This window comes from Bradyrhizobium sp. Pha-3 (assembly GCF_042258615.1).
Taxonomy (GTDB): domain Bacteria; phylum Pseudomonadota; class Alphaproteobacteria; order Rhizobiales; family Xanthobacteraceae; genus Bradyrhizobium.
On sequence record NZ_CP170152.1, the window covers coordinates 234,599 to 248,226 of the forward strand.

Consider the following 13,628-nt stretch of genomic DNA (forward strand, 5'->3'; position numbering starts at 1 on the left):
GCGTGATCTCGACAGAGATTGGGCGCAAGCAAGAAGTGCGGGAAGCTATAAGTTTGTGTATGGCGCGAAATGACAGATTTATTGTTTGGGCCGCGCGAGTTGCTTCTAGCGCACCGGTGGTCATCGCTATTGTTTACAACATATTCGCTGAGCCTATCATTCGTTGAGTCCGTTATAGTTTCGGCGGTGGCTCGAAATTACCGCGCGCTGACCGTAGTAGCCGACATCGAAGGTTACAGAGCTTCACTAGCGGATGCCGGCGCAGTGGGGGCGGGGCGAAACTACGATATCGTGCCGGTCGAAGCTAAACCGAATGGCGTATTTCATCCAAAGATTGGCATCTTAATTGATGATGAGGGCACGGTTCGCGCGACAATAGGGTCGGGAAATCTGACCTTTGGAGGCTGGGGCTACAATACCGAAGTGTTGGAGTTGCTTGTGCCCGGCCGTGATGGTCGATGCTTCGAAGATCTCGCCGGGTTTGTGGAGGCCCTCGGAGATCAACGTGACCGTGTAGGTGCAGAGCGGATGCCTGACTTATCGCTCTTCGTCGAAACATGCCGCAGGGCCGCTCGCGTGAGAGGAGCCGGAAATTCGCGCGTGTTGCACACATTGTTTGAACCGTTGGATGTGCAACTAGCAGACATTGCCGCGGACGCGGGCGGGGCAGTGTCATTGACTGTGTTGTCGCCATTCTTTTCGTTACATCACGGTGTGAAGCGGCTTGCGACAAAGCTATCTTGTAATGACGTATTTGTGGCCGTGCCACCTAGAGCGCCAGAGATCTTTGACTTCGCCGCTAGTGCTAAAGCCGGCTTCGCGGCCTCGCCGGTCGCTGCTGACTTGTTTGGCGAGACTCGATCACTCCACGCGAAGCTCTTCGAGATCAACTGTCGGCGTGGGAGTCTCGTTGTGGCCGGTAGCGCTAATGCGACTACCGCGGCACTATCGGGCAGGAATGTGGAGGCGGTGATCGTTAGGCGGCTCGATGAGGCCTACTCGTTTGGATGGCGTTCGTCGGGTTCGCACAGCGGCAAAGCTACCGGTGAAAAGCCACCGAATGAGCTGTTGGGACCTTGCATCGTTGCATACCTCAGTGACCAGCACATAAGTGGCCGCATCCTCGGATTGAAGAATGCTAAGGGTGCTTGGGGTGGATTGCTTTCATCAGGAGCTCGACGTGATCCTATAGGGAGCATTGCGGTAGACGATGAGGGACGGTTTCGCGTCCTGGTTCCGCCGGGGGGCGACCCGATTGCGCGAGGATCATCGGTGCAGCTCATATTGGAGCGTCAGGACACCGAGCTGCGTGGATGGATTGTTCTGGAGGAGATGATTGCTGCCGCCCGCGAAAAGGGGCCGATCGCGCGGTCCTTGGGCCGGATGTTGAGCGGCATGAGCACAGGCGCCGATGTCGCCGCAATCCTGGAATACCTCGCCCGTGCACCCGAGGCAGCTATCGAAGCGGCGGACAGGCAGCGCGGTGCACGGGTGGATCGGGCTGCGCCCCTAGGCCCGACTTCCAACATGAAGGCTTCCACATTCGATCCTATCAGTGCGTTTGACATGCCTTCGCGATGGAAGGGCGCAGCCCTGCATGGAGGGTTCGAGAGCTTGTTTGACGCTCTGCTCCGTCGCTTTGCATCGTCTCTTCCAGATATCGATGATGATGGAGCGGACGATGAAGACGAGGGTGAACTCACGGCTCCCACACGGTTATCGAACAGGAGCGTAAGGAAGCGCGTTAAGCGCCCGGCAGCTTCACTAGCAAAGAAGGCATTTGCGGCCATGTTCGCATTGCTCGAGCAGCGTCCGAGAGGTATGGATCGCACGGCAGGTCTATACGCGTTGTTTGACATGATCTTGCAAATTGCGCCACGCTGCGACAATGCAGACGAATTGACCCGTGAATGCTTTGCCAAATGGCTAGCGGCCGGCCGAGGCTGCGGGAGCGCACAGGGCCAATGGTCACCTCTGGATCGTTCAGTCGCCGCAGTCCTGACAAAGATGGTCATCGATGATCCAAAGCAGGCGACGGCGGCCCATGCGCACTTGCAGGAATGGCTGGGATCAGAAATAGACGAAATGATGAGGCGATCCCTTGCTCCCTCCGCAGAAAGGATTGATGAACGTCGGGTAGGGTCAGGCGTCAATCAAGCAAGCTGGGATGCGGCGTGGGATACGATGCTTGCAACGACGACGCCTTGGGCGGCAGCCAAGGCGCTCGAAAAATCCATCGTCGTTGGCGGGCCATTGTGCATTCCCAGCGGGCTGACCGTCGAAGAGATTGATGCGATCCGAGCTGTCGTCAAGGGAGAGGCAAAGAAAGATAGCGTTATAATTGGACCGGTAGATCGAACCCGTAAAGCATCCTGTCCAAGGTGCAATTACTTGCTCCCGGCCGTGCAACGTGCCCGATTATGGGAGTGTCACGTGGCAACATGCGATAATCCACGTTGCCACCGTGTGATCGTCAACACGTCTCATTGAGAAATTCGATGCCTACGTCACTTTCCGACATTGATAAGGCATTTAGCGGACCGCCTGGCTTTCGAATCGTAGACAGGCTTGCTTTAGCTGAGAGCGGCGTTGACCCTATTGGTCTGAGGCAATTGAACCTTGACCTTATGGACGAAACAGTTCCGGGTATAAACAACGTAACTATGCTTGTCCGACCTTACTGCTTCATGGCGTGGGCATGGTGGAAAGCTCGGCAAGTCGTCGCGGATGATGGCGAGATCGATCCGGACGAAATGATCGATCTGGTCGCTCGATACGAGACAATCTATGCATGGGCGCATTGCCTCACAGAGAGCCCGTTGCGTGGCGCGGCTGCAGTTCGGGCCCACCTCCCGTTGAATGGCTCTTTTGAATCTTTTCTATTCGAGGGAGGGAAATGGGAACAGTTCAAGAAGAGCCGAACGAGCATAATGGCACCGACCGAATACGGACCTTCGCTAAAATCTCTTCACTTTCTGCAAAGCGAAGGGCAGGGCACTTTCAGGTGCTCGCAAGAAGCAGAAGCCGCCGTCCTTCAGATCGACAAAACCATAAACTCTTGCCTCTCAGCGCATATTTTGGCGAGAACGCCACCGAGCGTCACTTGCGAACAGGTCGAGCCGCTTGCGATTGCGCTGCCGGTTCAAGAGACAAGCCAGAAGGAACGCGATGTCTTTCGCTTCTTGGTCTATCAGTCCGGTGCAAGCGATCGCGCACACAAAGACATGCGCCGACGAAAAGCAACGATCGACCTAATTCACGACGTGATGCCTCAGACCGGGCAACCAATTTCGGTAAGTGAGCTCCGACGCAGGTTGGCGGCCCGACGTAGCCTGGGTAACGACGAAGAGGCTCGGACGTCTTCAATCCTCTTATCCATTCTACAGGCCCGCCAACTGCAACGATTGGCTATCGAGAGTATGATGCTTTGGGTCGAGCACAGCATCTCAGCCAATGTCGCGGAAGGAAAGAGCACGGAGCAGTTGGCGAAGGAGGCGAATGCCGCGGCATCGAAGCACGACGGTATGATCGCATCGTCCCAGTCCGTGGCAGCATACGTCGATGCCGTTTCCGCGATCGGAAACGAAATTGGATGGCCTCAGGCCGCGGCGGCAGCGAAGACAGATGCTGTCGAATTGTCAGAGCTTCTCCAGGAGGCGCAGCGGCGCGACCTAACCAAAATACCAGGATACGCCCTTCGGGCGTTTGCGGTCGTCTATGCAGTTACTCAGGCGATGAGAGAGCTTGCGAAAGAACTCCCTGAAACTCCAAATCCCATCGAGGCTCGACCGGATCGGCTCCCGATGGGATTATTGGTTCGCCGTATCGATGCAATTCGAAATAAGCCTCTGGTTTCGTTGTGGTCCGAAGTTATCGAGACCTGGATAATCGCACAGCATGTCCATTGGTCTGCAATTCGTGGCGTAGACGGAAAGAAAAGACTGCGCATAGGTCTGGAGGCGTCCGGTTGGATCAGAGTGCGGTCCAACCCGAGCCGAGCATTTATGCCTACGCCAGATAGGTTGCTAACACTCCTGTCTCTCGGGTCCGAATGCGGCTTGTTCAAGAGGCAGGATGGCGAGCAGCCGCTATTCGGAAGGGCTTTGGGTTAGCCACGTCAGAGGCGCTGGTGTGCGTTGCCCTTATGGTTATGCCATCTCGAAGGAATAGCAGGAGTCGGACTTGGACACCAGCATCGTGAAGCACAAGTTTTCGGGTCATCGGATTTGCCCTCGAACAGAGACGCTTATCATCGGAACATTCAATCCGGATACGCCGAGGAACAGAGCAGAATTTTTCTATAGCACAGGGCGCAACTATCTTTGGCGTATACTTCCTGTGGCTTTCGGTGAGGAGCCCCTTAATCAGAATGATGTGTTGGAAAAGCTAGAGTTTATTCGAGCGAAGCGCATAGATTTTATTGATCTTATTGCGAGCGTTGAGGTGAAGCGCGGCCGAGAGGGTGTTCGGAGTGATGTCTTTATTGATTCGAAAGTTAGATCGTGGACTGATGTGATCAGGGAGGTCGATGAGCTTTCGGAGTTGCGGCGGGTCTGCTTTACGCGGAAAACATTTTACAAAATTCCGGAAATAAAGAACCAGATCGAAACGTTGTCCGAGAGGTTGAGAGGACGAGCAATAAAATTGACATGCCTCGTATCCCCCGCCCGATACTACAGCTGCGGTAAGCAGAAAGAATGGACGGAATTTCTCATGTCAGACTGAAGGTGGCTTGATCCGCCCGCCTCCGTGCATCCGTGAAAAAGTGTCGCCTGTTAACAACAGGCGAGCTAGGAAAGCAACATGACAGGGTATGGAGTTTCGTCTCTACGAATACAGACAGGTCTTCGTTCAAGGACCCGTGCTCCGCCAGAGCCGAAGGTCCTTAGTCTTCGCATGCATACGTTCATATCGTTCAAAGGTTGTTGACGAAAGCGCAGCTCGAGATCGGCTTGATGCGTTTTCCGGCCTTCAACACCTGCCTCCGTCGGCCCCAATCCCAGCACCAACAATTCGGTAGTGGTTGGCCTGTGGCTTCACTAAAACGAGCGGCTGCCGCTTGGAGTTGAGTGAGGGCTGCCAAAATGTCGAGCGAGAAATTTTGCTTTGCTAACCTGGGAATGCCCTCGGCAATCGCCCAGCGATCGGCAGCGCAATCGCAAGCCATATCAACATTTGGCGCTATACGTGGGCCACGGCCAAAATGATGTCCCGCCTCATGAACCAACGTGAATGCCAAGGCGTCTCGTCCGACCGTGGGATGGAAAGCAAGACCTCCGAAGAGATCAATCAAGAGCGCCCCTCTGATCTGCGAAGCCTGTGCATTGACGACCTTAACGTTGTCGACGAGACGAATTGAGATCGAAGGGAAGCAAGCCTCACAAACTCGAATTACTTCAGCGACCATCGCCCGTCTTTCTACGGAGCGATCTTGGGGGGCCTTGGTTGTTTCGCTAGAGCCAAAAAACATGACCTCACCCGTCCGGCTGCGCGCGCTAACTTAAGGTCGCTGATCTCGTCGAACCGACGGACTCGTCAAAGAAAGTCCGTCACAACTTATTATCCCGCGAGCCTCTAGAACTTGGTTGGATCAAGAGCCGCTGTCCGCTCCTGCCTTCTTGGCGGACTTTTTAGCCGCCTTTTTAGCTGCTTTGTTTGCGGCCTTCTTGGCTCCGGAAGGCTTCTTAGCCGCATTCTTGCCAGGCCTTTTTGCTTTCGGCGCGAGACTCGGCGGCGGTGGAGGAGTTCCGCTTTCTCCAGGATCAGCGTTGGTCGGGTCTGGAATGCCAGGTTCGGCACCGTCAATTTCGTGCTGGCATACTAGAGTTATCGTTATCCAGTATTGGCCAGCCAAATCGGGCGGAGCTTGGTAAACATCGACACGGTAATCTTGTGAAAGTTGAGGATCGTAAATCGCCCAGAATTTGATTCCGACACAACCGGACGGCGGATTGGTAGTTGTGTTCCAATCGTTTACGCCGTCCCTGATTGTCTTTTGTATCTTTGCAGGATTAGTGGGGACTGTCTTTCCAAGTAAGTCCCGTAGAAATTTGAACCAGCGTGCCCGTGGCATTGGCCCCGAGGTAGGAAAAATCCCAAGCCGTAGCGAGATGCGATGGAGATGCCGCGAGGCCTTGAAGGTATCATCATTATGACCAGCCATGAAGCTGCGCAGTGCGGCTAGTCCAGCTGGGCCAAACCTATTATTGAGTTTGTTGACGATCTCAATGTCGTTGGGATTGGGAATTAGCGCTCCCATGCCATCCTCCAAATACTGATTTATCGAAACCGGTAGATTGAAAAGATAACAAGTCCAATTCAGGCGACGCAGCGAACATTAAATTACAGAATTTGGCTCCTGTCACGCGGCAGTTGTATTGTCGAGCTGACTTTCGGCAGGGTCGAGTCCGGGGCTGGAGGCGGCCCTACGACCCTTGGTGGCGTTTCTAAGCGGAATCCCCTTGATGGCGTAGCCAACATGGTTCGGATATATTGAATTCCTTCTGGGGGGCCATCTCCTCGACCTAGCAAGGACGTGCGGGCGCATGAAAATTGAATGCACTGCCTGCGGTTATGCCAATGAGCCCAACAACCGATACTGTGGGCAGTGCAGCGCCGTGCTTTCCGTTATCTCGCCCGATACCAGTCAGTCACCGCAGCAGCTCTTAAAATCCCTAAGCATCAAGGGCGGAGAGCGAAAAACACTGACCGTCCTGTTTGCGGATATCCAGAACTCAACCGGCCTCATCGACAGCTTGGGTGATCCCGAATTAGGCATGCGACGTCTCGATCCCGTGATCGCGCTCATGAAGGACGCGGTTCACAAATATGACGGCGTAGTCAATAAAACGCAGGGCGATGGAATCATGGCGCTCTTCGGCGCGCCCCGTCCACATGAAGATCATGCCGTGCGCGCTTGCCTGGCGGCGCTTTCGATGCTGGACGCGATCGCCAAGCTGAACGATCCAGATATTCACGTTCGCGCCGGCGTGAATACCGGCGAGGTTGTGGTGCAGGCCGTCGAAAACAGCATGCATCAGTCATACGATGCGGCAGGCGCCGCAGTTCATTTGGCAAATCGTTTGGAGCAAATGGCTGACGCGGATTGCGTCCTAGTTGCTGATGATACCTTTCGTGCCGCAAAGCAGTTTGTAGAAGGTAACTCGCTGGGACCTCGGGCAATCAGAGGCCTCAAATCACCGATAGAAGTGCACCAGCTGCTCGGGTTGCGAAATGCTCCAGCAAGCGGTGTGTTTCGCACCGGGCGGTTGAACCGCTTGGTTGGGCGAGATGATCAGGCTGCATTTCTGAGACGCGAACTCGTCGAGGCGGCTAACGGTGATGGCCGCGTCGTCGGTGTTGTAGGGGAGGCCGGGATCGGCAAGAGCCGCCTTTGCTTTGAGTTCGCCGAGGATTGCCGCCGAAAGGACATACGTGTCTTCGAAGCCCGCGTTTTGGCACACGGTCGCGCGACACCATTTCAGCCGGTGCTGGAACTGCTTCGAGACTTCTTTGGAATCAAGCCGGATGACGCAGCAGATATAGCCCGCAGCCGTGTTAGAGAGCGATTCACGGCTGTTTCCGATTCGGAGTTGCTACTTCGGCACTTGCTTGAGTTCTTGGGAATTGCAGAGACGAGAGCGGCGCCATCAAAAGTAGATCCGAAGGGCCGCAAACTGCAATTGTTGGATTTCGTTAGAACTCTGGTTCGTTCTGGTCCCCGCAACGTTCCTACTGTAGTCATCATTGAAGATCTCCACTGGATTGACGCAGCGAGTGAAGAATTCGTAGAGGCTCTTGCAGACGCGGTTGTAGGAACGTCGCTGCTCCTGATCGTGAATTTTAGGCCGGGATTTGCAGCGCCCCTGATGCAAAAGTCGCACTACAAGCAAATAAACATGCCTCCTCTGGCGTTAAACCAAGCGCAAATGCTGTTGCGAGAATGCTGTGGGGATGATGCATCGCTCGCGCTGGTCGGTCGAAACATTGTAGAGCGAGCTCAAGGCAACCCATTCTTTCTTGAAGAGCTGGTCAATGCGATAGCGGAGCGAGGCGATTTCGAAGGAGAGAGAGGGGCTTACCGTCTGAAGGGCGGCTTGGAGAGCATTCCGCTGCCGGCTACTGTTCAAGCTGTCGTGGCCGCGCGTATTGATCGTTTGGAGACTTCTGCGAAGAACGTTCTAGAGGTTGCATCAGTATTTGGTCGTGAATTCGAGCTACCAATCCTCTCGCGTGTAGCGGGAATACCGTCAGAAGAGCTTGCTGAAGCCATGTGGCAGCTGAGACAAGCCGAACTCGTATACGACTTGCCGCCTTACGAACGCGGCGTGCACGCGTTTCGTCACCCTCTGATTCAGGATGTTACCTACAAATCGCTCTTGAGAGAGCGATCTAAGTCGATTCATGCGGCCGTGGCTGACGCTATTCAAACTTCCAAGGACTTTAAGGAAGAGCGCGCAGCGCTCCTGGCTTATCATTTTGAACAAGCTGGCGAGGCGCTTAAGGCTGCTCAGTTAAATATGCGCGCGGCAATCTGGGCTGGTTCGAATGACCCGAGCCAAGCTTTGCGCAGCTGGAAGAAAGTTCGTGAACTGCTGGCAAATCAGCCAGCCTCGCAATCCAACGACTATCTCCGAATGATGGCCTGCGGTCAGATTGTTAATCATTCATGGAGAGAAGGAATATCTGCTGAGGATGCATGGGCTTACTATGACGAGGCCAAGAAGCTGGCGTTTGCACTTGGGGACGTGCGGGCCAATGCCTTGATAAATGCTGCCTATGGAAGAATTCTAGCGAACGGCGGCTCGGCAGACGAATACGTCGAACGCATCAGGGAGGCGGCGGCGATAGCCGAACCAGGGCCCGACGAGAGTGTGAAGGTTACGTTGAAGGCGGTTCTTTGCCATGCTCTTCGGCTGTCGGGTAAAATGTTGCAAGCTCTCGAATTGAACGTCGAGGCTTTGAATCGGGCTCATGAGATCGTTAAGTTCGATCGGCAAACGCTCGGCTTTGACATCAATACGTGGCTTATTGCCATGCGCGGACAAACTCTTGTCATGTTGGGCCGCGGTGATGAAGCGCGTCCCTATCTTGAGGATGTTATGAAGGAATCGGAGGAGACGATTGATCCCATTCACTCTGCTATTCCGAGCTTGGCTTACGTTGATCTCGCTTGGTCCGAGGGCGACAACTCGACGGCCCAACTTCATGCTGCTCGTGCCTTCTCACTAGCGGCAAAAAGCGGTAATCCCTACTTAAGGGTCTACGCCCAGGCATCTCGAGGCCTAGCTCATCTAGTGTCAGGTAATTATTCCGCCGCGATAGATGAAATGACGAACGCCTTGCGTTTCGCGAGGTCTCGCAAAGCTGGTTTAGAGAACGAGGCTCGAATACTGGCGGATTTGGCAAATGCATATTCGCTGAGGGGAGACCGGATTAGCGCGCGAAGTTTTGCTGATGAAGCAATCGCAGTCGCAAGCAGTCGTCACACCCGAATTCCGGCATGTCTTGCACACATCGTGCGGGCGGAGATCGTCGGAGCAGGCTCGGAGCAGCAAAGTGCAGAAGCAGAGAGCGATCTCTCGCGAGCGGCGCAACTGATAGAAGAGACTGGGGCAGCTATCTATCAGCCTTTGCTGGACCGGGTTAGACAGCGAATTCAGGCAGACGAGCCTACGCGGTCTAGTCAAGCCAGTTGAAGTGCTCCAGACGCTTTCAGTTGACGCAAGAGTGTTGCTTCCGCGAATTTGACGATGCTAAGCGCCCAAATTCTAGGAAATCCTGCACCGTCGCCATCAACGCCATGTCGTTCTGTCTAGCTTCGGAGGGCCGCGGTCCATCATTCCTATTGCGATGGCTTGCGCCTCCGCTAAGTCGTCGAAGCAACCCTACTGAATTTAACAAGGATTTCGGCGATGGAGCGTGTCAAGAAGCCGCGGTTCATTCAGGTGCCCGAAGCCGGAATGCCAATCGCCGAACTAGGCGATCGCACTCCGACTCGGGTCCCGCGAGCTGGTGAAAGCTCACCTGCCTGATGGGCTCCGCACGGGTTCGCCGCCATCCCCATCGCCACGATTGCTCCGCCCCAGAGTGCGGCTTCTCCCGTGGTCCCCGCGCTTTTGGGTCCGGGTCCCCATCTGGAGCCGAGCTAGTCCGTCGGAAGCGTTGACGTCATCTGCACAATATTCCGAAATTCGCTCAAGAATTCTGGTTGGCGCTCTCCAAGATATTTAGCGACTTTGGGGTTGCCGACGAGCTTTGCAAGGTATCCTTTGACGACCGTCAAGTGGAGGTGATCTTGACCATACGTCTCTTGAATAGATGTTATTGATTGCTGTAGTCGTGACAGCTCTCCCTCCATTCGCGCTAGCGCCTCAGCGGTCATGCCCTTCATTCGCTTTGGCGTCGTGGAGTCAGCTAGCTGCGCTTGTGGTGTGCCGGCAAGGATCGCGGTCGCGTAGCTGATCGAGTAGTTGTTTGCGTTGATCAGGAGTTCTGCGGCCTCAATCTGACGTATCGGGTTCATTTTTCGTAGGACGTCAAAGACTGCTAATGGGCAGATCTTATCTTTCAGCAAGCCGACCGCTTCTTCGCAAATCCCGTCTATCAAGGTAGCTTTGCGAACCAAGCTGCGGACATTTATGTTGAGGGCTTTTGCGATCGCTTCCTTCGAGACATTTCGTTCGATGGCCCTCGCTATCATCCGCTGTTCTTGAATCGGGGACAGTCGACTTATGCGCTTGTTGTAGGTGAATGCCTCGTCGTCGGTCGAGAGCAAGCATTCTATATCCGTGTGCCCCAACTCCTTGAGAGCCTCGACTCTGAGGTGGCCGTCCAGTAGTAGGTAGGAACCGGCCTGGGTGCTTCGACAAACGACGGGAGGCTCGACGAGCCCTATCTCCGCAATGGAAGAGGCAATCTGTCGATACTTGCTACTCGACTTTACAGTCTTACCGATAGCTCGCACCGGAAGAATTGCATCAATTGCGATAATCAGGGTGTCAGGGCTGAAGGCCCGAATGATTTCGTCCAAAACGACCGGCTCGACGATCCGATTCATTGCGCCGCTCTCGCCGTGAGTTGTTGCTCTAGAAATGCAGGCATCAGGCCTAGCTCCTCAGCCTGAAGCAGGCGAACAAATTCCGTATCTTGTCGAAGCGACCGAATAGCTTCAACCACAAACAAAAGTCTGTTTTGGGTGACCTCAGCCTTCTTAACTAGGAGGCGCTGGCGATCAGCCTCTTGTCGATAGGCCCTAATCATAGATTCGCTTGTCAGAGGTCTCTTTGGAGTATCTCGCCGTCCGTAGATTGGGCCGTGCAGATGCTTGCCACGACGCCTGCGTTCATCAATCAAGCGACGAACGGCAACCAGTATTTTTCCTCTTAGCTTCTTTTCCGTGTATGCTTGGGTGAGGGCGCGCTGAACTTCGTCGTCGTCGGACTTGGCGATTTCTATCGCCATGTTCAGGGGTATAACTCCAACTTCAACCGCGTTTACCAAACGTTCCTCGCCTTTGTTAAGCAGAGTGCTGATCATCCGAACATAGTCGAGGGTAACTCCGATCTTAGCTGCGATCTCTCGGTCGTCGTATCCCCGCTTTCGCAGCGTTCCGATGTCTGCCAGAAGATCAATTGCGCGGTGATGCTTGCGCGCACAGTTTTCTACCAGACTCATAACGAGGCAGTGGCTCTCATCCGCATTGATGATCAGTGCGGGAATTTCCGATTGTCCTAGCTGAAGGAACGCCTCGATGCGTCCCTGTCCGCAAACGAGGTCGTATTCAAAGGAATCTGTCTCGCAGGTGCGCGGACTGACAGTAATGGGACGCTTGAGTCCGACTTGTGCGATACTTCGCACGATTTCGGCAAAAATCCTTTGGTTTCTAGCTCGCGGATTTAAGATTCGGATTGCGTCGATTCGAATTGTCCTTAGCTGCCGTTGTTCAAGGGGCGCCCGGTTCACTACGTTCATGCTGCCTCTCCGAAAGAGCATTGCGAAGCAAGGGAATAGAGAAATTCTAAAGACGCACATCGATAAGCATCTAGAGAAAGAGGATTGTGCTCCTGCAGCTTCAGGCGCGGAACGCTCATATCGATGCTTGGAAAAATGTAATAGTCGAGTGGATGCACGTTCGACGAGTCGAGCCGCACAGCAACCGTTATGTCTGGCACTAGGCCGGTATCTAGCCGTATTCGCCAACGCAAGGAGCCGGTGCTCGTTGCAAAGGCACGAGCAATGACCACCGCCACAGTGAACTCGCGATTGATTGTCATCAGCTGGCTATCTTCGTTGCGCGCTACTTCGCCGCCGGCGCCTTTAAAGCCGGCAATGATATCGTTCACGATTCGCGGATGAGCTTCGCGAATGCGCCGATTGACCTCGATGTATCGATAGTCGCGCTCAGGAATGTAGCCGATCAAGCTGTAGGCGCGAATCAGGCTTCCAAAGCGATGTCGGTAAGCGCTTGATGATGGCATATCGGTTCGTTCGTCGATCACGACGCCGGATAGAAATCCCTCTTCTTTCAGAATAGCCTGCAACTTCGTTAGAAGCTCTTCGTTAGAATAATGATTGCTGCGCGCATCGATTGTGGATCGTGCTCTTTCAAAGAGAGCTCGTGAAATGATCGACGGATAAACTCCATCTGCGCGGACCCACGTCTCGCGACTGTTTACCACCCGCCGTTGCTTGAGCTTGAAGGAGACGCGGTTGAAGATGTTATTTCCGATGTATTTCTCATTTGTCAGGATCTGATGCACCGAAGCGCGGCTCCAAGGCCGGCCTAGATCCGTGACGATTCCCTCATCATTCAAGCGCGATGCAATCTCTTGTTCGGAGAGTCCGCGGTCGACGAACATGGAATATATTCGGCGAACTTGCTCAATTTCTTGCTGAGGTCCCAGGGTCAGGACGACCCGGTCGGTCTGGAGACTCTTTCGGTCGCCTCGGTGGAGTTCTCCCTTGGGAACGCGGTTCTCATCGACGAGTTGTCGGCGTAGGCCGAATCCGGCGAGGCCCCCCTGCCTGAAGCCGAGTTCCACCAGGCGGCACTGGCCGGCGAAGACCTTGACGGAAAGCTCGCGGCTGTATTCTCCCGCCATAACGCGCTTTACGTTCTTCAATAGAATTGACCCAATGCTGCCGTCATTATCGAACTGCTCTCCACAATAGTGCACTCGAATGCCGGCTCGTGAGCAAAGGTGTTCGTAATAGGCGCCTTCGTCGGCGTCTTGGAAGCGCCCCCAACGACTTACGTCGTAAACGAGTATTGCCTCGAAATTCGAAGTCCGCGACTGCACATCTCTCATCAACCGCTGGAGCCCGTCGCGGCCTTTGACCTTCAATCCACTGCGACCAGAGTCTTCGTAAATCTGACAGATTTCGAGGCCACGCTGCTCTGCGTAGTGTCGAATTGCCTCCAATTGATTTTCTGTTGAGTATTTCTGGTGGTCCGTGGACATCCTTACGTAGGCTGCGGCGCGGGCTAGCCTATCGGGGGATTCATTACCCGGAGCTGGGCGACTGATTCGCCTAATCAATTGCGGACGCCTTCTTGAGAAATTGGCGATCGATGGTTGCGCGGGCCGTGCTCACAGGAGCGCCATCTTAATGAACGAAGCGGCTGA

Annotated in this window: 9 protein-coding genes; 4 read left to right on the forward strand and 5 right to left on the reverse strand. The window is 54.5% G+C overall.

Features of this window, described 5'->3' with window-relative positions; genetic code table 11:
* The first annotated feature begins 69 nt into the window (after positions 1-69).
* The 3 genes from ACE10Z_RS01100 to ACE10Z_RS01110 all read left to right on the forward strand — a co-directional run bounded on the left by ACE10Z_RS01100 (position 70) and on the right by ACE10Z_RS01110 (position 4,725).
* The gene (locus ACE10Z_RS01100; RefSeq protein WP_375786304.1) at positions 70-2,490 is read left to right on the forward strand and encodes a hypothetical protein; all 2,421 of its coding nucleotides are present in this window, start codon (positions 70-72) and stop codon (positions 2,488-2,490) included.
* A gap of 8 nt (positions 2,491-2,498) precedes the next feature.
* Positions 2,499-4,112: a hypothetical protein gene (locus tag ACE10Z_RS01105; RefSeq protein WP_375786305.1), complete on the forward strand. Its 1,614-nt coding sequence runs from the start codon at positions 2,499-2,501 to the stop codon at positions 4,110-4,112.
* A gap of 70 nt (positions 4,113-4,182) precedes the next feature.
* Positions 4,183-4,725 carry a hypothetical protein gene (locus tag ACE10Z_RS01110; RefSeq protein ID WP_375786306.1) on the forward strand — a complete coding sequence of 181 codons (543 nt, stop codon included), beginning with the start codon at positions 4,183-4,185 and terminating at the stop codon, positions 4,723-4,725.
* Between the two features lie 190 nt (positions 4,726-4,915).
* On the opposite strand, the gene ACE10Z_RS01115 is transcribed toward ACE10Z_RS01110, so the two are convergent.
* Together ACE10Z_RS01115 and ACE10Z_RS01120 are read right to left on the reverse strand one after the other, a co-directional pair.
* On the reverse strand, positions 4,916-5,470 hold the full coding sequence (locus ACE10Z_RS01115) for a hypothetical protein (RefSeq protein WP_375786307.1): 555 nt from the start codon (positions 5,468-5,470) through the stop codon (positions 4,916-4,918).
* A 120-nt stretch (positions 5,471-5,590) separates the two neighbouring features.
* Positions 5,591-6,259 carry a hypothetical protein gene (locus tag ACE10Z_RS01120; protein WP_375786308.1) on the reverse strand — a complete coding sequence of 223 codons (669 nt, stop codon included), beginning with the start codon at positions 6,257-6,259 and terminating at the stop codon, positions 5,591-5,593.
* Between the two features lie 286 nt (positions 6,260-6,545).
* Between ACE10Z_RS01120 and ACE10Z_RS01125 the strand changes: the two genes are divergently transcribed.
* Positions 6,546-9,698, forward strand: coding sequence for an AAA family ATPase (locus ACE10Z_RS01125; RefSeq protein WP_375786309.1), 3,153 nt, complete (start codon positions 6,546-6,548; stop codon positions 9,696-9,698).
* Positions 9,699-10,147: 449 nt separating this feature from the next.
* Here the strand turns inward: ACE10Z_RS01125 and ACE10Z_RS01130 are convergent, their stop codons facing one another.
* Genes ACE10Z_RS01130 through ACE10Z_RS01140 form a run of 3 tightly spaced genes read right to left on the reverse strand, consistent with a single transcriptional unit; the run spans position 10,148 to position 13,463 of the window.
* Positions 10,148-11,059 (reverse strand): plasmid partitioning protein RepB C-terminal domain-containing protein, encoded by a 912-nt coding sequence (locus ACE10Z_RS01130; RefSeq protein ID WP_375786310.1) that lies wholly within the window; start codon positions 11,057-11,059, stop codon positions 10,148-10,150.
* Positions 11,056-11,973: a plasmid partitioning protein RepB C-terminal domain-containing protein gene (locus ACE10Z_RS01135; protein ID WP_375786311.1), complete on the reverse strand. Its 918-nt coding sequence runs from the start codon at positions 11,971-11,973 to the stop codon at positions 11,056-11,058. Before ACE10Z_RS01135 ends, ACE10Z_RS01130 begins: the two co-directional genes overlap by 4 nt.
* Complete coding sequence (locus ACE10Z_RS01140) at positions 11,970-13,463, reverse strand: recombinase family protein (RefSeq protein WP_375786312.1); 1,494 nt, start codon at positions 13,461-13,463, stop codon at positions 11,970-11,972. Before ACE10Z_RS01140 ends, ACE10Z_RS01135 begins: the two co-directional genes overlap by 4 nt.
* Positions 13,464-13,628: the final 165 nt, after the last annotated feature.

Excerpts from the sequence above, each read along its gene's own strand:
- ACE10Z_RS01125 (WP_375786309.1), top strand. The coding sequence starts at position 6,546 with ATGAAAATTGAATGCACTGCCTGCGGTTATGCCAATGAGCCCAACAAC.
- ACE10Z_RS01105 (WP_375786305.1), top strand. The coding sequence starts at position 2,499 with ATGCCTACGTCACTTTCCGACATTGATAAGGCATTTAGCGGACCGCCT.
- ACE10Z_RS01100 (WP_375786304.1), top strand. The coding sequence starts at position 70 with ATGACAGATTTATTGTTTGGGCCGCGCGAGTTGCTTCTAGCGCACCGG.
- ACE10Z_RS01135 (WP_375786311.1), bottom strand. The coding sequence starts at position 11,973 with ATGAACGTAGTGAACCGGGCGCCCCTTGAACAACGGCAGCTAAGGACA.
- ACE10Z_RS01140 (WP_375786312.1), bottom strand. The coding sequence starts at position 13,463 with ATGTCCACGGACCACCAGAAATACTCAACAGAAAATCAATTGGAGGCA.
- ACE10Z_RS01130 (WP_375786310.1), bottom strand. The coding sequence starts at position 11,059 with ATGAATCGGATCGTCGAGCCGGTCGTTTTGGACGAAATCATTCGGGCC.
- ACE10Z_RS01115 (WP_375786307.1), bottom strand. The coding sequence starts at position 5,470 with ATGTTTTTTGGCTCTAGCGAAACAACCAAGGCCCCCCAAGATCGCTCC.
- ACE10Z_RS01120 (WP_375786308.1), bottom strand. The coding sequence starts at position 6,259 with ATGGGAGCGCTAATTCCCAATCCCAACGACATTGAGATCGTCAACAAA.